15 protein-coding genes are annotated in these 17084 nt (G+C 60.6%); 10 read left to right on the forward strand and 5 right to left on the reverse strand.

Features of this window, described 5'->3' with window-relative positions:
* Window positions 1-108: 108 nt before the first annotated feature.
* Window positions 109-2541, reverse strand: coding sequence for a putative ABC transporter permease subunit YbbP (ybbP, locus tag ACL2XP_RS19835; protein WP_413734811.1), 2433 nt, complete (start codon window positions 2539-2541; stop codon window positions 109-111).
* Entirely contained in the window at window positions 2538-3224 is a 687-nt protein-coding gene (ybbA, locus tag ACL2XP_RS19840) for a putative ABC transporter ATP-binding protein YbbA (protein WP_413734812.1), read from the reverse strand. Before ybbA ends, ybbP begins: the two co-directional genes overlap by 4 nt.
* Between ybbA and tesA the strand changes: the two genes are divergently transcribed.
* The 5 genes from tesA (at window position 3192) to ACL2XP_RS19865 (ending at window position 7288) form a co-directional block, all read left to right on the forward strand.
* Window positions 3192-3848: a multifunctional acyl-CoA thioesterase I/protease I/lysophospholipase L1 gene (gene tesA / locus ACL2XP_RS19845; RefSeq protein WP_413734814.1), complete on the forward strand. Its 657-nt coding sequence runs from the start codon at window positions 3192-3194 to the stop codon at window positions 3846-3848. The genes ybbA and tesA overlap by 33 nt on opposite strands.
* A 4-nt stretch (window positions 3849-3852) precedes the next feature.
* Window positions 3853-4629 carry an SDR family oxidoreductase gene (locus tag ACL2XP_RS19850; RefSeq protein WP_413734816.1) on the forward strand — a complete coding sequence of 259 codons (777 nt, stop codon included), beginning with the start codon at window positions 3853-3855 and terminating at the stop codon, window positions 4627-4629.
* 51 nt (window positions 4630-4680) lie between these two features.
* The gene (locus tag ACL2XP_RS19855; protein ID WP_413734818.1) at window positions 4681-5538 is read left to right on the forward strand and encodes a tetratricopeptide repeat protein; all 858 of its coding nucleotides are present in this window, start codon (window positions 4681-4683) and stop codon (window positions 5536-5538) included.
* Between the two features lie 315 nt (window positions 5539-5853).
* A complete protein-coding gene (locus ACL2XP_RS19860) occupies window positions 5854-6768 on the forward strand; it encodes an SPFH domain-containing protein (RefSeq protein ID WP_413739234.1) in 915 nt (304 codons plus the stop codon).
* A 61-nt stretch (window positions 6769-6829) separates the two neighbouring features.
* Window positions 6830-7288: an NfeD family protein gene (locus tag ACL2XP_RS19865; protein WP_413734819.1), complete on the forward strand. Its 459-nt coding sequence runs from the start codon at window positions 6830-6832 to the stop codon at window positions 7286-7288.
* Here the strand turns inward: ACL2XP_RS19865 and cueR are convergent.
* Window positions 7279-7692: a Cu(I)-responsive transcriptional regulator gene (gene cueR / locus ACL2XP_RS19870; protein WP_413734821.1), complete on the reverse strand. Its 414-nt coding sequence runs from the start codon at window positions 7690-7692 to the stop codon at window positions 7279-7281. The genes ACL2XP_RS19865 and cueR overlap by 10 nt on opposite strands.
* Window positions 7693-7803: 111 nt before the next feature.
* Between cueR and copA the strand changes: the two genes are divergently transcribed.
* The 5 genes from copA to ybaL all read left to right on the forward strand — a co-directional run bounded on the left by copA (window position 7804) and on the right by ybaL (window position 15089).
* A complete protein-coding gene (gene copA, locus ACL2XP_RS19875) occupies window positions 7804-10527 on the forward strand; it encodes a copper-exporting P-type ATPase CopA (protein ID WP_413734823.1) in 2724 nt (907 codons plus the stop codon).
* Between the two features lie 60 nt (window positions 10528-10587).
* Entirely contained in the window at window positions 10588-11388 is an 801-nt protein-coding gene (locus ACL2XP_RS19880; protein ID WP_413734824.1) for a TraB/GumN family protein, read from the forward strand.
* Between the two features lie 99 nt (window positions 11389-11487).
* Window positions 11488-11994 (forward strand): Cys-tRNA(Pro)/Cys-tRNA(Cys) deacylase YbaK, encoded by a 507-nt coding sequence (ybaK, locus tag ACL2XP_RS19885; RefSeq protein WP_413734825.1) that lies wholly within the window; start codon window positions 11488-11490, stop codon window positions 11992-11994.
* Entirely contained in the window at window positions 11991-13202 is a 1212-nt protein-coding gene (locus ACL2XP_RS19890) for an MFS transporter (protein ID WP_413734826.1), read from the forward strand. The genes ybaK and ACL2XP_RS19890 overlap by 4 nt, the downstream gene beginning before the upstream one ends.
* Before the next feature lie 216 nt (window positions 13203-13418).
* The gene (gene ybaL / locus ACL2XP_RS19895) at window positions 13419-15089 is read left to right on the forward strand and encodes a YbaL family putative K(+) efflux transporter (protein ID WP_413734827.1); all 1671 of its coding nucleotides are present in this window, start codon (window positions 13419-13421) and stop codon (window positions 15087-15089) included.
* A 4-nt stretch (window positions 15090-15093) separates the two neighbouring features.
* Here the strand turns inward: ybaL and hemH are convergent, their stop codons facing one another.
* Complete coding sequence (gene hemH, locus ACL2XP_RS19900; protein WP_413734829.1) at window positions 15094-16059, reverse strand: ferrochelatase; 966 nt, start codon at window positions 16057-16059, stop codon at window positions 15094-15096.
* A gap of 293 nt (window positions 16060-16352) precedes the next feature.
* The gene (gene adk, locus ACL2XP_RS19905; protein WP_413734830.1) at window positions 16353-16997 is read right to left on the reverse strand and encodes an adenylate kinase; all 645 of its coding nucleotides are present in this window, start codon (window positions 16995-16997) and stop codon (window positions 16353-16355) included.
* Window positions 16998-17084 lie beyond the last annotated feature (87 nt).

The following is a 17084-nucleotide window of genomic DNA, read 5'->3' on the forward strand; positions in this document are numbered from 1 at the left end:
TAGCATGACGCCCGGCCGTTACTGTGCAGTAGACGGCCGGTAACTGTCAACCGGGATGTCTCTCTCCTGAATATTTTTGTTACGCCAATGATCCTTTTTTGTGAATGGTCAGCCCTGATATTGCCGATATCCCCCTTTCGCCCCGATCAGCCGGGCGCCGAGCGCGGTGCCGAGCAGCGACAGCAGCAGCATGCTGCCCAGGGGCAACAGCCACCACAGCATATAATCCGGCTGCCAGGGGAAATCGAATACCCGCTTCTGCAGCAGGGCCAGCGCTACCTCGGCGCCCACCGTAGCCACCACGCCCGACACCAAACCCAGCAGGGCGAATTCGCTCCACAATGTGGCGCGCAATAGCCGGCTGCCGGCGCCCAGCGTCCGGTACACCACTAACTCCTGCTGGCGCTGGCGCATCCCCACCTGTACCTGGGCCACCAGCAATAGCGTGCCGCACAGCAAGACCAGGATCACCATGATTTCCAGCGCGCGGCTTACCTGCTGCAATATCCGGCCGATTTGGCCGAGTATCGCGCCGATGTCCAATAAACTCAGCGTAGGAAACTGGCGGGTTAATTCCGTCAGCGCCTTGCCGTCGCCCTGATAGCGAAAGCTGGTCAGCCAGGTTTGCGGCTGTCCGTCCAGCGCGCCCGGCGGGAAAATAAAGAAAAAATTGGGCCGCAGGCTTTCCCAGTCCACTTTGCGCAGGCTGGTTACCCTGGCGCTGAAGGATTGGGTATCGCCGGTAAACGCCAGGGTATCGCCCAGCGTCAAATGAAGTTGATCGGCCACCTGCTGTTCCATGGAAACCTCGCCGGCCTTCGGCGGCCAGGTGCCCGCCACCAGCTCGTTATGATCGGGTTTGTCTTGCAGCCACGTCAGGTTCAGCTCGCGGTTAACCGTTCTGCCGCCCGGGTCGTTCTCATGAATCAGGTCGGTAGCCTTTTGCTGATTAATTTCGGTCAGGCGGGCGCGGATAATCGGATAGAAGATCCCCGGCTCCACCGCTTTTTGCCGCAGAAAATCCCTGACCTGCGGCACCTGTTCGGTGGTCATATTCAGTAAAAAGTAGTTTGGACTCTCCGGCGGCAACTGCTGTTGCCAGCGATCCAGCAGATCTCCGCGCATCACCAGCAATAACGCCAATAGCATAAAGGACAAGGAGAACGCCGCCAGTTGGCTCATGGTGATCCAGGGCTGGCGCAGCAGGCGGTTAATGGCCAGCCGCAGCGTCAGCCGGCTTACCACCAGGCGGCGCAGCGCCCACAGCGCGCCCCACCCCACCCCCGCCAGCAGCAACGCCAGGATCGCCATGCCGCCCACCAGCGACCACAGCAGGGCATTGGCTCCCACCGCCGCCGCCAATAACGCCAGAACGATAATCAGCACCACCGGCAAATAGAAACGCAGCGGCCAGACGGTGCGGGCCGCATCGCGCCGCAGTACCCGCAGGGGCTGGGTCGCCAGCAGTTGGCGATAGGGGCGCAGCCCCACCAGCAGGGAAATCGCCACCAGGGAGCCGATGGACCATAGCCATGGCCACCCTCCGGCAGGGGGCAGCGCCGCGGGCAGCACCGGCGCCAGCATGCGCATCAGGATAGATTCAAACAGCAGGCCGATTATGCTGCCGCACACCGAGGCGAAGACCAGCAATGACAGCCATTGCCCGATCACCAGCTTCATCAGGGACCGGCGCCCGGCGCCCAGGGTTTTCAGCACGGCCACCAAATCGCTGCGGCTGCGGCAATAATGTCCCATGGCCACAGCCACCGCCGCGACCGACAGCAATAATGTCAGCAGCGCCGACAGCACCAGGAAATAGTGCGCGCGCTCCATGGTGGAATTGAGCGCGCCGCTGGAGTCATCCATGCTGTACCAGCGCTGATCGGCTTTTAATTGCGGGGTGAGGTAGCGTTCAAAGTCCTGTAATTGGCCATCGTTGCCGGCAAACAGATAGCGCCAGGTAACCCGCCCGCCGGGCTGCACCGCGCCGGTTTTGGCCACATCGGCCACATTGATAATAATGGCCGGGGCGGTCTGGAATGGATTAAAGCCGCTGTCCGGTTGCTGCACCACCTCGCCGGTGATGCGCAGCGTGGCGTCCCCCACTTCCAGCGGGTCGCCCACTTTCAGCCCGAGCAGGGCCAGCAGGCGGGGAGCAACCAGTACGGTGCCGGGCGCCGAGCGCAGATTGGCCGGACGGGTCACCAGCGTCCCATACAGGGGATAACGCTCATCCGCGGCTTTGACATCGGCCAGTTGCGCGTTATCGCCGGCAAAGGTCATGGTCATAAAGTTGATTTGGCGGCTCAGGGTCAATCCCGCGGTTTGCGCCCGTTGCAGCCAGGCTTCGTCCACCGGACGCGCCGCACGCAATACCCGGTCGGCGGCCAGGAATTCGCGGCTTTGCTGCCCCAATCCCTTTTGCATCCGATCGCTGATATTGCCCAGAGCCAGTACGCAGGCCACCGACAGCGTCAGCGCCAGCCAGACAATCAGCAGTGACGGCGAACGCCATTCACGCCAGAACCATCGTGCGATCATGCCACCTCCACCAGTCGGCCGTCCTGTAGCCGCAGCCGCCGTTCGCAGCGCGCCGCCAGTTGGGTATCGTGCGTGACCAGAATCAGGGTAGTGGCAAAATCCCGGTTTAGCGAAAACAGCAAATCGGCGATGCGATCGCCGGTTTTACGATCCAGATTGCCGGTGGGCTCATCGGCAAACAATATCCGGGGACGGCCGCTGAAGGCGCGGGCCAGGGCGACGCGCTGTTGCTCGCCGCCGGAGAGCTGGGCCGGCAGATGATTCAACCGCTGGGACAGGCCGAGTTTATCGAGCAATTCCAGCGCCTGGCCGCGGCTCTGGCGTTCGCTTTCACCGCGCAACAAGGCGGGTAATTGCACATTTTCCAGGGCGGTCAAGGTAGGTACCAGCATAAAGGATTGAAAGACGAAACCGATACTTTTGGCGCGCAGCGCCGCCCGGCCCTCTTCATCCAGCGCCGCCAGCGATTGTCCCAGTAGCCGGACATCCCCGGCGCTGCCGTCGTCCAGGCCGGCCAAAATCCCTAGCAGCGTCGATTTGCCGGAACCCGATTCGCCAATCAGGGCAATTGTCTGTGCGGGTTTGACAAGCAGCTCAACTCCGGTAAGGATGGAGATCTGGTTTTCTCCTTGGCCGACGTGTTTATTAAGATGATGAACTTCAACAACGTTTTCCGCTGGCATTTCCTTTTCCTTTTGCTATTAGGATTATTCAGTGTACGTGCAATCGCCGCAGATACCTTATTGATTTTAGGTGATAGTCTCAGTGCCGGTTACCGCATGCCGGCGGAGCGGGCCTGGCCGTCCCTGCTCAACGATCAATGGCAACGGGATGATATCACCGTGGTAAACGGCAGTATCAGCGGCGACACCGCCACCCAGGGGCTGGCGCGCCTGCCGGGGCTGCTGAAGCTGCATAAGCCCCGCTGGGTGGTGATCGAACTGGGGGGCAATGACGGCCTGCGCGGTTTCCCGCCGCCGGCCATCGCCCGTGATTTGGCGCAGGCCATCACCCAGGTGAAACAGGCGGGCGCGCAGCCCCTGCTGATGCAAATCATGCTGCCGTCCAACTACGGGCGGCGCTATACCCAGTCGTTCAGCGCCATCTATCCGGCGCTGGCGCAACAATATGGAGTGCCGCTGCTGCCCTTTTTTATGGAACAGGTTTATTTGAAACCGCAGTGGATGCAGGACGACGCCATCCATCCCAATGCCGACGCACAGCCTTTTATCGCGCAGTGGATGTCGGATCGGCTGCTTCCCTTACTTAAACATGAAACGCCGTCCGCTGACGCGCAAAATGGGTAAAGTTATGCAAAGGACCGTGGTGATCACCGGCTGCTCCAGCGGCATCGGCCGGGTGGCGGCGCAGGATTTGCGTCAGCGCGGCTATCGGGTATTGGCGACCTGCCGCAAACCGGCGGACGTGGCCCGGCTGGCAGGCGAAGGCTTCGAGGCGCTGGAGCTGGATTTGGACGATGCCGCCAGCGTCGACGACGCCGCCGCGCGCATTATCGCCCTGACCGGCAATCGCCTGTACGGTTTGTTCAACAATGCCGGCTATGGCATGTACGGCCCGCTGGCCAGCCTTACCCGGCAACAGTTGGAAAAACAGTTTGCCAGCAATCTGTTCGGCACCCATCAGCTGACCCGGTTGCTGCTGCCCGCCATGCTGCCCCACGGCGAAGGGCGGATCGTCCAGACCAGTTCGATTATGGGCCTGGTGTGCACCCCGGACCGCGGCGCCTATGCCGCCAGCAAATATGCGCTGGAAGCCTGGTCGGATACCTTGCGCATGGAGTTGCACGGCACCGGCCTGTGTGTCAGTCTGATTGAACCCGGGCCGATTTCAACCTCCTTTACCAGCAACGTCGATTTGTCCCAGGCGGACAAGCCGGTGACCAATCCCGGTATCGCCAAACGATTTACGTTGCCGCCGGAGGCGATACTGCCCAAACTACGCCATGCTTTAGAGCATCCACGACCCCGATTGCGTTATCCGGTGACCCTGGTCGCCCGCGCTTTATCATTATTGCGCCGCCTGTTGCCCGGTCGTTGTCTGGATATGATTTTACGCGGCAGCCATTGAGGCGGGGAAAGATGCCCCAATATATTGCTAAAACGGATGAGAGAGAATTTCATGTTAGCTCAAGCCACCATTATTGATATTGATGAATCAAACCTGCAGCAGACGCTGGAGTTGTCCATGTCGCAGCCGGTGCTGTTCTATTTTTGGTCGGACCGCAGCCAGCACTGCCAGCAGCTGACGCCGATTATCGATAAACTGGCGCAGGAATTCGCCGGCCAGTTTGTACTGGCGAAGGTGGATTGCGACGCCCAGCAGCAGTTGGCCGCCCAGTTCGGCCTGCGCTCCATCCCCACCGTCTACCTGTTCAAAGACGGGCAGCCGCTGGACGGTTTTCAGGGACCGCAGCCGGAAGAGGCCATCCGCGATCTGCTGCTCAAGGCCCTGCCCGATCCCGCCGAACTGAAAATGAACGAGGCGGCCGCGCTGATGCAGCAGGGCCAGCATGCCGAGGCCCTGCCGCTGCTCAAAGAGGCCTGGCAGTTAAGTAATAAAGCCACCGAAGCCGGGCTGCTGCTGGCCGAAACCTATATCCAGCTTAACCGTACCGAGGATGCCGAAGCGGTGCTGTCGGTCGTGCCGCTGCAAGATAAAGATACCCGTTACCAGGGATTGATGGCCAAGATCGAACTGCTGAAACAGGCGGCGGATACGCCCGAAATCAAGCAATTGCAGCAGCAAGTGCAGCAGAACCCGGACGACGCCGGACTGGCGGTGCAATTGGCGCTGCAACTGCACCAGGTGGGACGCAATGAAGAGGCGCTGGAACTACTGCTCGGCCATTTGCGCAAAGATCTCGCCGCCGCCGGCGGCGATGCCCGCAAGACGCTTATGGATATTCTGTCGGCCCTGGGCACCGGCGATGCGCTGGCCGCCAAATATCGCCGCCAGCTTTACTCGCTGCTCTACTGATCATCCCTCACCGTTAAAAACGTCTCCGGGCGGGGCCCCCTCCCGCCCGATTATTCCGGCAAGGCTGTGCCGGCAGGGCCATGGCGGGAAAAGCGCTCGGCGGGGAAGCGCGCGGGGACGGTTTAAAACCCTACCTGCGTCACTGAATTTCCCTTCGTTGCGCGTAAGCGTCGCGGCAAAAGCGTACTATTAAGCCAGCGTTGAAAATGTTCTGTCATGCTACCCGCGGTGTGGACCCGATGTCACATGGATACCGGGAAGTTGTGTTCGTCGCCTCTCTCACGAAATGGAGATTTCATCATGGAGATTTCACCTATGCTGACGGTAATTCCCGTCATTATTATTTTGGCCCTGATTGTCGTCTGGGCGGGGATAAAAATCGTCCCGCAGGGATACCACTGGACGGTGGAACGGTTTGGCCGCTATACCCTGACCTTAAAGCCCGGCCTGAATCTGGTGGTGCCGTTTATGGACCGCATCGGGCGCAAAATCAATATGATGGAGCAGGTGCTGGATATCCCCTCGCAGGAAATCATTTCCAAGGACAACGCCAATGTCACCATTGATGCCGTCTGCTTTATCCAGGTGGTCGATCCCGCGCGCGCGGCCTATGAGGTCAGCAATCTGGAACAGGCCATCCTCAACCTGACCATGACCAACATCCGTACCGTGCTCGGTTCCATGGAGCTCGACGAGATGCTGTCCCAGCGCGACGGCATCAATACCCGCCTGCTGCATATCGTCGACGAGGCCACCAGTCCGTGGGGCATCAAGGTGACCCGTATCGAAATCCGCGATGTGCGCCCGCCCGCGGAAATGATCGCGGCGATGAACGCCCAGATGAGGGCGGAGCGAACCAAGCGCGCTAATATCCTGGAAGCGGAAGGCATACGCCAGGCGGCGATTCTGCGGGCGGAAGGCGAGAAACAGTCGCAAATCCTCAATGCCGAAGGCGAGCGGCAAGCGGCCTTCCTGCAGGCGGAAGCCCGGGAACGCGCGGCCGAGGCGGAAGCCCGCGCCACCCAAATGGTCTCCGACGCCATCGCGTCAGGGAATATCCAGGCCATAAACTATTTTGTCGCCCAGAAATATACCGATGCGCTAAAACAGATCGCCTCGGCCAATAACAGCAAGGTGATCATGATGCCGCTGGAGGCCAGCAACCTGATGGGCGCCATCGGCGGGATCGCCGAACTGCTCGGCGACGGCAAACAGAGCCGCGGCAAATAGCCATGAGCGAAATGAACAGCCATGAGCGAGGATAAATAGCCATGAGCGAGGATAAATAGCCATGATCTCCGCCCTCCTAACCCACCCCCACTGGTTCTGGATCTCTCTCGGCTGCCTGCTGCTGGCCGCCGAAATGCTGGGAGCCAGCGGATATTTATTATGGAGCGGCATCGCCGCGGTGCTGGTCGGGCTGGTGGCCTGGGTGGCGCCCACCGGCTGGGAGTGGCAGGGTGTCATGTTCGCCGTGCTGACCATCTTTGCAGCCCTGGCCTGGTGGTACTGGCTGCGTTCCCGCAACGCCAGCCGCCCGCCGTCGCTGCTAAACCGGCGCGGTGAACAACTGGTCGGCACCCGCACTACCTTGAGCGAACCGCTGGTTAACGGCCTGGGGCGGGTGCGCATCGGCGACAGTACCTGGCGCGCGCGTTGTGACCAGGACCTGGCCATGGGCGCCGAGGTGGAGGTTATCGCCGTGGAGGGCATCACCCTGCGGGTGCGGCCCCGATCGGATCAGCCCTGATGTCCGCCAACGGCGCAGCATCCGGCCAGGTTATTGATAATCGGGCAATCGGCGCTGTCATCGCCGGGGCAACTCTCAGCCAATTGCAGTAATTGCCGGCGCATGGCCTTGAGCTCGTCAATATGATGCTCGATGTCTTTAACTTTTTGCAGGGTGCGGGTTTTGACATCGGCGCTGTGACGCAGGGGATTATTAAACAGCGCCACCAGCTCGCGGCACTCATCCAGGTTAAACCCCACCAGCCGCGCCTGGCGCAGCAGCGTCAATTCTTCCAGATGCCGGGCGTTGTAACTGCGATAGCCGTTATCCCGGCGGACCGGCAGCGTGACCAGCCCCTTTTCTTCATAAAAGCGAATTGCCTTACTGGTTAAACCGGTTTTTTTCGCCACATCGCTGATATTCATATTTCCCCCTTGACCTTCCCCTTGCGGCAAGGTTTAAGCTCTATTACACAGGTTTTCCCCGGTGTTCGTCAATCCGTTTGGAGAACCGCCATGGGTTAAAAGGAGTCGTGTATGTCGCAGACAATTGTACTCGCATTGCAGGGATTATCCTGCGAACACTGCATTAAACGGGTCAAAGACACCCTGGAATCCAGGGATGACGTGGATAATGCCCAGGTGGCGCTGAAGTATGCCACGGTGACCGGCCGCGCGGCCGCGCCAGAACTCATCGCCAGCATCAAGCAGGCCGGTTATGACGCCGCCCCGGCCGGGGCCGCCGACACGGAGCTGGCATTGTCCGGCTTGAGCTGCGGCCACTGCGTGGCCGCCACCCGCAAAGCGCTGGCGGCGGTGCCCGGCGTTAACGCCGTGGAGGTCGAGTTGGATCATGCCAGCGTTTATGGCGCGGCCGACCCGCAGGCGCTGATCGCCGCCGTGGAACAGGCCGGCTACCAGGCGACCCTGGATGGAGGCGCCGTTCACCCAAAAACTGAGCCGCTGACGGGCAACAATTCAGCGCCGGACTCACCGGCAGCGGCGACCTTAATTCCGGCAACAATTCCGGCAAGTAACGATATCCATTTGTTAATTAACGGCATGAGCTGCGCCAGCTGCGTCTCCAGGGTCGAACGCGCGTTGCAGCAAGTACCCGGGGTCGAGCAGGCGCGGGTCAATCTGGCGGAACGCAGCGCCCTGGTGATGGGCGCGCCGGACGGCGCGGCGCTGATTGCGGCCGTCGAGCGCGCGGGCTACGGCGCGGAGCTGATTCAGGATGATACCCTGCGCCGCGAGCGTCAACAGCAAACCGCACGGCAGGCGATGGCCCGTTTTAGCTGGCAATCGGCGCTGGCGCTCGCGCTCGGCGTGCCGTTGATGGCCTGGGGGATTTTCGGCGGCAGCATGACGCTGACGCCCGCAAGTCGCCCGCTGTGGCTGGCAATCGGTTTAATTACGCTTGCGGTCATGGTGATTGCCGGCGGCCACTTTTATCGCAGCGCCTGGCGCAGCCTGCGCACCGGCAGCGCCACCATGGATACCCTGGTGGCGCTGGGCACCGGCGCCGCATGGCTGTATTCCATCAGCGTCGCGCTGTGGCCGGATGTCTTCCCGATGATGGCCCGGCATCTCTACTTCGAAGCCAGCGCCATGATCATCGGCCTGATTAATCTGGGCCATGCGCTGGAACAACGCGCCCGCCAGCGCTCATCGCAGGCCCTTGAGCGCCTGCTGGACCTGACGCCGCCCATGGCGAGAATTGTGGATGACGCCGGCGAACGCACCTTGCCGCTGGCCGAAGTACAACTTGGCATGACCCTGCGGCTCGCCACCGGCGACCGCGTGCCGGTAGACGGCGAGATTACCGGGGGCGAGGTCTGGCTGGACGAATCCATGCTGACCGGCGAACCGGCGGCCCGCCAAAAATCCATTGGCGATAAGGTGCATGCCGGCACCGTGGTGCAGGACGGCACCGTGCTGTTTCGCGCCGATGCCATCGGTAGCCAGACCACCCTGGCGCGCATTATCCGTTTGGTGCGCCAGGCCCAAAGCAGCAAACCGGCCATCGGCCAGCTGGCGGATCGCATCTCCGCGGTATTTGTGCCCACCGTGGTGGCCATCGCCCTGATCAGCGCGGCCATCTGGTATCTGGTCGGCCCGCAGCCGCAGATCGTTTATACCCTGGTGATCGCCACTACCGTGCTGATTATCGCCTGTCCCTGCGCCTTGGGGCTGGCCACCCCCATGTCCATTATCGCCGGCGTCGGACGGGCGGCGGAATTTGGCGTACTGGTGCGCGATGCCGATGCGCTGCAACACGCCACTACCCTCGATACCCTGGTTTTCGACAAGACCGGCACCCTGACCGAAGGGCATCCGCGGGTGGTGGCGGTAGAGCCGGCCCCCGGCTTTGACGAAGCCCGGGTCACGGCCATCGCCGCCGCGCTGGAGCAAGGCTCCAATCATCCTCTGGCCCATGCCATCGTGCAACACGCCGGCGGCGCGGCGCTGGATGCGGTCAGCTCGTTTCGCACCCTGCGCGGGCTGGGGGTCAGCGGCGATATCGGCGCAACCGCCGGCGCAACCACCCGGGCCTTGCTCGGCAATAGCGCCTTGCTGGCGCAGCAGCGGATAGAGGCCGGGGCGCTTGGCGAACGCGTGACATTCTGGGCGGAACAGGGGGCCACGCCGGTATTGCTGGCGCTGGACGGCAAAGCGGCGGCGCTGTTCGCCATTCGCGATCCGCTGCGCGGCGATAGCAGCGCGGCCCTGGCCCGGCTACATCGCCAGGGCTATACCTTGATAATGCTGACCGGGGATAACGCCGCCACCGCCAACGCGGTAGCGCAAGAAGCCGGTATCGACCGGGTGATTGCCGGCGTATTGCCGGACGGTAAAGCGCAGGCCATCCTGGAATTGCAGCAACAGGGCCATCGGGTGGCGATGATCGGCGACGGCATTAACGACGCCCCCGCGCTGGCGCAGGCGCAGGTGGGCATCGCCATGGGCGGCGGCAGCGATGTGGCCATTGAAACCGCCGCCATCACCCTGATGCGCCATAGTCTGCACGGAGTGGCGGACGCGCTGGAAATCGCCAACGCCACGCTGCGCAATATGAAACAGAACCTGCTCGGGGCGTTTATATACAATGTGCTGGGCATTCCCATCGCCGCCGGTATTTTATATCCCTTTACCGGTACGCTGCTCAGCCCGGTGGTCGCGGGGGCGGCGATGGCGCTATCGTCGATTACCGTGGTCAGCAACGCCAATCGCCTGATACGCTTTAAGCCCAAAGCCTAACGTCATACACTGGCCGCAGACGTATCTTAAACGCCCATCACGGGACGGGAGCAATGGGGAATGAGGAATTTATTACGGCGTGCGGCCATCATGCTGGGGTTAATCGCCCCCGCAGCTTATGCCTGGCCGGGCATGGATGTTAATTTGCCGGACCGCCGCCAATTACATCTGGTGGGCAGTATCCATATGGGCACCCGGGATATGGCGCCGCTGCCCGCCAGCCTGTTGTCCCGTTTGCAACAGGCGACGGCGCTGATTGTGGAAGCGGATATTACCGCCGCCCCGCCGTTAACCGATACCGGGCCGGTGACCGTGCCGCTGTCGGAACGCCTTTCCCCGCTCCAGCATGAGATACTGAGCGGCCTGTGCGCGGAGTATGGCCTGGACGAAGCCGGACTGGCCCTGTTGCCGGCCTGGCATATCGCCTTGATGTTACAGGCCCGCCAGGCGGAACGCCTGGGGCTGCGCACCGCCTATGGCATTGATTATCAGTTGATCCAGGCGGCCAGGGACATGAACAAGCCGGTAATCGAACTGGAAGGTCCGCAAGAACAGTTGGAGCTATTGCTGCAACTGCCGGATCAGGGCAATGCCCTGCTGCAAGACACGCTGCGTCATTGGCATACCAATGCGCGGCTCCTGCAAACCATGATCGGCTGGTGGCTCAACAGCAAGCCGGTGAATATGGCCAAGGCCTTCCCCTCGACGTTCAGCGGCGAGTTGTATCAATACCTGATGACCGAGCGCAACCAGCGCTGGAAAACCCTGCTGGAGGATTTACCCGCCGGAGGCTATGTCGTGGCGGTAGGCGCCCTGCATCTGTATGGCGAGCAAAACTTGCCCTCGCTATTACAGAAATGATCGCGCTTTTTAGCCAGCGGTTATTTACCCCCCGGCGCCGGTACGCTACCCTGCTGTATCATTTAGGTTTTCGCTATATCCCTCACTCAGGACGATGTCATGACGCCTGCGGTTAAGTTATTGGAAAAAAACCATATCGCCTTTACCCTTCATTCTTATCACCACGATAGCGATGAAACCCATTTCGGCGAGGAAGCGGTCAGCAAGCTCGGGTTGGATGCCGCCCAGGTTTACAAAACCCTACTGGTGTCGCTTAACGGCGAGGCCAGGCAGCTGGCGGTGGCGGTTACGCCGGTGGCGTTGCAACTTGACCTGAAAAAAGTCGCCAAAGCGCTGGGGGCTAAAAAAGCCGAAATGGCCGATCCGGCGCTGGCGCAAAAAACCACCGGCTATCTGCTGGGCGGCATTAGTCCCCTGGGCCAGAAAAAACGCCTGCCGACGGTGATCGATCTGCCGGCGCAGCGCTTTGCCACCATTTATGTTTCCGGCGGCAAGCGCGGGCTGGACATCGAGCTCAGCCCCGGAGATTTGCAGCGGGTGCTGTCGGCGACCTTCGCCGATATCGCCAAACGCGATGAGCATGCACCGGCGGTGACGGCCCTATGACCTTACGCACCCCCGATACGCTGAAATCCGGCGCGGGCGTCCAGCGCACCCTGTTTCCGATCCTGGCCGCCATCAGCGTGGCCCATATGTTAAACGATATGATTCAATCGCTGATCCTGGCGATTTATCCGCTATTGCAGGCGACCTTCTCGCTCAGCTTTACCCAGGTCGGCCTGATTACCCTGACTTACCAGATTACCGCCTCCCTGCTGCAGCCGCTGATAGGCAGCTACACCGATAAATACCCGCAGCCATACTCTTTGCCCATCGGCATGGGTTTTACCCTGTGCGGTATTTTACTGATGGCGATGGCGACCAGTTTCCCCATGGTATTGATCGCGGCGGCGCTGGTCGGCACCGGTTCGTCGGTATTTCACCCGGAATCATCCCGCGTCGCGCGCATGGCGTCCGGCGGGCGGCACGGGCTGGCGCAGTCGCTGTTCCAGGTCGGCGGCAATTTCGGCGCGTCGCTGGGGCCGCTGCTGGCCGCCTTGCTGATTGCGCCTTATGGCAAAGGGCATATCGCCTGGCTATCCCTGGCGGCGCTGCTGGCGACGATTATTTTGCTGCAGGTGGGCAAATGGTATCGCGGCGCGATCGCCGCGCCCGCCCCGCGCCGGCCGGCCCGGCAAGGGGCGTCCGCGCTGCCGGCCCGCAGGGTCGCCTGGGCCATCGTAATCTTGCTGGTGCTGATCTTCTCCAAATATTTCTATCTCACCAGCATCAGTAGTTATTACACCTTTTATTTAATCCATAAATTCGGCCTGTCGGTACAGTCGGCGCAGCTGCACCTGTTCGCTTTTTTGTTCGCGGTGGCGGTCGGTACGGTGATCGGCGGGCCGCTGGGCGATCGCATCGGCCGCAAGTACGTGATTTGGGGATCGATTCTCGGCGTAACGCCATTTACCCTGCTGCTGCCCCATGCTTCGCTGGCCCTCACCGGCGTGCTGACCGTGATTATCGGCGTGATTATCGCGTCGGCGTTTTCAGCGATTCTGGTCTACGCCCAAGAACTGCTGCCGGGCAGGATAGGCATGGTCTCGGGGCTGTTTTTCGGTTTCGCCTTCGGCATGGGCGGCCTGGGAGCGGCGGTGCTGGGGTATATCGCCGATTTGACCAGCATCGAATTTGTCTATCAAATCTGCGCTTTCCTGCCGTTGCTGGGCATTCTCACCGCTTTTCTGCCGGATACCGGGCAAAATCGTTAACGGTTTCCCCGCGAAACTGTCACGCGGGGAAACGCTAACCCCCTGCCCTCATGGGCAGCCAGATTAAAGCCGGATGAAACGCAGGTCTGGCGCTTTTTTACCGCAAAAGCCTTTTTTTTGGCTCTTTACCATAAATCTCTACACAAAAGCCCGCCCGATACCATAAACTCAATATGTAAATTTTTGTTTCTAACGCCCCTTGCCCAAGGAGACGGAATGCACCATGCCACACCGCTCATCAATACTATTGTTGGAGGCCTGGTCCTGGCTTTTCTGTTAGGCTTCCTGGCTAATCGTTTTCGTATTTCCCCCCTGGTGGGTTACCTCGCGGCCGGCGTATTGGTCGGTCCCCATACCCCTGGTTTTGTCGCTGATACCTCGCTGGCTCCGGAACTGGCCGAACTGGGCGTGATTTTGCTGATGTTCGGCGTCGGCCTGCATTTTTCGCTCAAGGATTTAATGGCGGTAAAGTCCATCGCCATCCCCGGCGCAATAGCCCAAATCGCCGTGGCCACCCTGCTGGGCATGTCCTTTTCGATCGCCATGAACTGGACGCTGGTCAACGGGCTGGTATTCGGCCTGTGCCTCTCCACCGCCAGTACCGTGGTACTGCTGCGGGCGCTGGAAGAGCGACAGCTGATTGACAGCCGGCGCGGCCAAATCGCCATCGGCTGGCTGATTGTCGAAGACCTGGTGATGGTGCTGACGTTGGTGCTTTTGCCGGCTTACGGCAAACTGTTGAGCAATGAAACCGATAATATCCAGCAGCTATGGCTCGACCTCGCCCTGACCATCGGCAAAGTGGTGGCCTTTATTACGCTGATGATTGTGGTGGGACGCCGCCTGGTGCCGTGGGTCCTGGCCAAAAGCGCCAGCACCGGCTCGCGGGAGCTGTTCACGCTCTCGGTGCTGGCCATGGCGCTGGGCATTGCCTTCGGCGCGGTGGAGTTGTTCGGCGTGTCGTTCGCCCTGGGGGCGTTTTTTGCCGGGGTGGTGCTTAATGAGTCCGAACTGAGCCACCGGGCCGCCCACGATACGCTGCCGCTGCGGGATGCTTTTGCCGTGCTGTTTTTTGTCTCGGTGGGCATGCTGTTCGATCCCATGATTCTGATTCATGAACCGCTGGCGGTGCTGGCCACGCTGGCCATTATTTTGTTGGGTAAATCGGTGGCGGCGTTTGCGTTGGTCAAATTATTCGGCCATTCCAGCCGTACCGCCCTGACCATTTCCGTCAGCCTGGCGCAAATCGGCGAGTTCGCCTTTATTCTGGCCGGTCTTGGTATTTCCCAGGGAATGCTGTCCCAGCAGGGGCAGAATCTGGTGCTGGCCGGGGCGATATTGTCCATTATGGTCAATCCGCTGATGTTCGCGCTGCTGGAGCGCTATCTGGCGCACCATGACAGCGATGACGAGAAACAAAGCGATGGGCAGCCCGGAGAGGAAGCGCAGTTGCCCCTTGAGGTCTGCCACCATGTCCTGCTGGTGGGTTACGGCCGGGTGGGCAGCCTGATTGGCGACAAATTGACGGCGGAAGGGATGCCGATGGTGGTGATTGAAAATAACCGGGCGCGGGTGGATGCGCTGCGCAGCCAGGGAGTGAACGTGGTGCTGGGCAATGCCGCCAAAGCGGAGATTTTGGCGCTGGCGCGCCTGGACTGCGCCCGCTGGATGTTGCTGACCATTCCCAACGGCTTTGAAGCCGGGGAAATCGTGGCGCTGGCGCGGGAAAAACGGCCGGATTTACGCATCATCGTGCGCGCGCATTATGACGACGAGGTGACCTATATTACCGAACGCGGCGCCACGCAGGTGGTGATGGGAGAACGTGAGATCGCCACCAGCATGATTGCCCTGCTCCAGCTCGATGCGGCCAAGATACCCTATTGAGTGCTCAGTTAAACTGTTCGCTGACTAACCGGCGAAAGAGTTCGATATGGGCGGGTTCGGCATTTAGCGCGGGAATATAGTGGAAGGTTTCGCCGCCGGCATGGGTGAAGATTTCACAGTTTTGCACCTGGATCTCTTCCAGCGTTTCCAGGCAGTCCGCCGCAAAGCCGGGGCAAATAACCTGAATGTGTTTGATTCCCTGGGACGGCAAGCCTTTCAGCGTCATATCGGTGAACGGCGTTAGCCAGGGGTCGCGGCCAAAACGCGATTGAAAGGTCATCATGACCTTTTCCGGGGGAAAGTCGAGGGCCGCCACCAGCGCGCGGCGGGTGTCTTCGCAGCGCAGCGGGTAATCGTCCCCTTCGCGTGCGTAGCGCTGGGGAATACCGTGGAATGAAATCACCAGCCGATCCGGTTCGCCGTGTTGGGCAAAGGAGCGTTTAATGCTATCCGCCAGCGCCGCGATATAGGCCGGGTGTTCGGCGTAGTCGCGGATAAAGCTGACGGACGGCAGGCTGCGCCGGTCGGCCAGGGCGCGGGCTACCGCATCCCAGATGGAGGCGCTGGTGGAGCTGGAATATTGCGGGTAGAGCGGCAGGATGACCAGTTTAGTGATGCCTGCGGCCAGCAGGCGTTCGACGGCGGGCGCCAGGGCGGGCGAGCCGTAGCTCATGGCCAGTTCCACCTGCGCTTCGGGCAGCGCGGCCGAGAGCGCCGCGTGTTGGCGTTTGCTGAAGACCATCAGCGGCGATCCTTCGTCTATCCAGACGCTTTGGTAGAGTTTGGCTACGCGCGGGGAGCGGAGCGGGAGGATCACGCCGCGCAGCAGCGGCCACCAGAGAATGCGCGGGGTGTCGACGACGCGCCGGTCGCTGAGAAATTCGGCCAGGTAACGTTTTACCGCCTGGGAGGTCGGGGCTTCCGGGGTTCCCAGGTTGACCATCAGCACGCCATATTTTTCCTGTCTCATTGCGCTGTCCTTTCGTATCGGGTTCAATTCGCAATTCCCTGTATTTAAAAGGGATTAATCGACGGTTATCGATAAGCTAGTGTAGCCGAAAAGTGGCCGGGGGGGATCGTTAACCGCAGGGGGAAGGCAAATCATTCCGATAGGTGGATGGCATGCTCCCCCTTTAACAGGCACGCTGCGAGTTCAGGTTGGCGGGCCTACCATGCCATGAGGCGCTCGGGCGGGCAGGAAAACCATGCCCGCTTCGACCTCATTGGCATGCTCCCCCTTTAACAGGGTTCGCTGCGAGGTGATTAACCGAGGATTTTGGCCAGTTCTTCGCTGATGGCGGAGACTTTTTGGGTGCCGTCGATTTTGCGATATTGGGTGTTGCCGGCGTCGGCTTCTTTCTGGTAGTAGCCAATCAGCGGCGCGGTTTGCTGATGGTATTCCACCAGGCGTTTGCGCACGGTTTCTTCCTGATCGTCTTTACGGGTAGTGAGCGGCTCGCCGGTGACATCATCCTTGCCTTCGTGTTTCGGCGGATTGAATTTGACGTGGTAGACGCGCCCTGACGGGGCGTGAACGCGGCGGCCGACGATGCGATCGATAATCAGCTCGTCCGGCACCGCGAATTCCAGAACGTAATCCACTTTGATGCCGGCATCTTTCATGGCGTCGGCCTGGGGAATGGTGCGCGGGAAACCGTCGAGCAGGAACCCGTTGCGGCAGTCTTCCTGTTTGATGCGTTCTTTCACCAGGGCGATAACCAGTTCATCGGTCACCAATTTGCCGGCATCCATGATTTCTTTGGCTTTTTTACCCAGTTCGGATTGCGCTTTCACCGCGGCGCGCAGCATGTCGCCGGTGGAAATCTGCGGAATGCCGTACTTTTCCATAATAAATTGTGCCTGAGTGCCCTTACCAGCGCCCGGAGCGCCCAGCAGAATGATACGCATTGCGTAAATCCCCTTGCTTAGATCAAATGTAAAAAAATGTAGAAAACGCTAAACCTTACCACTAGTAGGAGTCATTCCTCAAGGGAT

This window comes from Sodalis sp. RH21, assembly GCF_047324175.1.
Lineage (GTDB): Bacteria > Pseudomonadota > Gammaproteobacteria > Enterobacterales > Enterobacteriaceae > Acerihabitans.

What these genes read in the sequence shown, in the direction of transcription:
- ybbP (WP_413734811.1), bottom strand. Translation starts at nt 2,541, where the DNA reads ATGATCGCACGATGGTTCTGGCGTGAATGGCGTTCGCCGTCACTGCTG.
- ybaK (WP_413734825.1), top strand. Translation starts at nt 11,488, where the DNA reads ATGACGCCTGCGGTTAAGTTATTGGAAAAAAACCATATCGCCTTTACC.
- cueR (WP_413734821.1), bottom strand. Translation starts at nt 7,692, where the DNA reads ATGAATATCAGCGATGTGGCGAAAAAAACCGGTTTAACCAGTAAGGCA.
- hemH (WP_413734829.1), bottom strand. Translation starts at nt 16,059, where the DNA reads ATGAGACAGGAAAAATATGGCGTGCTGATGGTCAACCTGGGAACCCCG.
- adk (WP_413734830.1), bottom strand. Translation starts at nt 16,997, where the DNA reads ATGCGTATCATTCTGCTGGGCGCTCCGGGCGCTGGTAAGGGCACTCAG.
- ACL2XP_RS19880 (WP_413734824.1), top strand. Translation starts at nt 10,588, where the DNA reads ATGAGGAATTTATTACGGCGTGCGGCCATCATGCTGGGGTTAATCGCC.
- ACL2XP_RS19865 (WP_413734819.1), top strand. Translation starts at nt 6,830, where the DNA reads ATGATCTCCGCCCTCCTAACCCACCCCCACTGGTTCTGGATCTCTCTC.
- tesA (WP_413734814.1), top strand. Translation starts at nt 3,192, where the DNA reads ATGATGAACTTCAACAACGTTTTCCGCTGGCATTTCCTTTTCCTTTTG.
- ACL2XP_RS19850 (WP_413734816.1), top strand. Translation starts at nt 3,853, where the DNA reads ATGCAAAGGACCGTGGTGATCACCGGCTGCTCCAGCGGCATCGGCCGG.
- ACL2XP_RS19890 (WP_413734826.1), top strand. Translation starts at nt 11,991, where the DNA reads ATGACCTTACGCACCCCCGATACGCTGAAATCCGGCGCGGGCGTCCAG.
- copA (WP_413734823.1), top strand. Translation starts at nt 7,804, where the DNA reads ATGTCGCAGACAATTGTACTCGCATTGCAGGGATTATCCTGCGAACAC.
- ACL2XP_RS19855 (WP_413734818.1), top strand. Translation starts at nt 4,681, where the DNA reads ATGTTAGCTCAAGCCACCATTATTGATATTGATGAATCAAACCTGCAG.
- ACL2XP_RS19860 (WP_413739234.1), top strand. Translation starts at nt 5,854, where the DNA reads ATGCTGACGGTAATTCCCGTCATTATTATTTTGGCCCTGATTGTCGTC.
- ybaL (WP_413734827.1), top strand. Translation starts at nt 13,419, where the DNA reads ATGCACCATGCCACACCGCTCATCAATACTATTGTTGGAGGCCTGGTC.
- ybbA (WP_413734812.1), bottom strand. Translation starts at nt 3,224, where the DNA reads ATGCCAGCGGAAAACGTTGTTGAAGTTCATCATCTTAATAAACACGTC.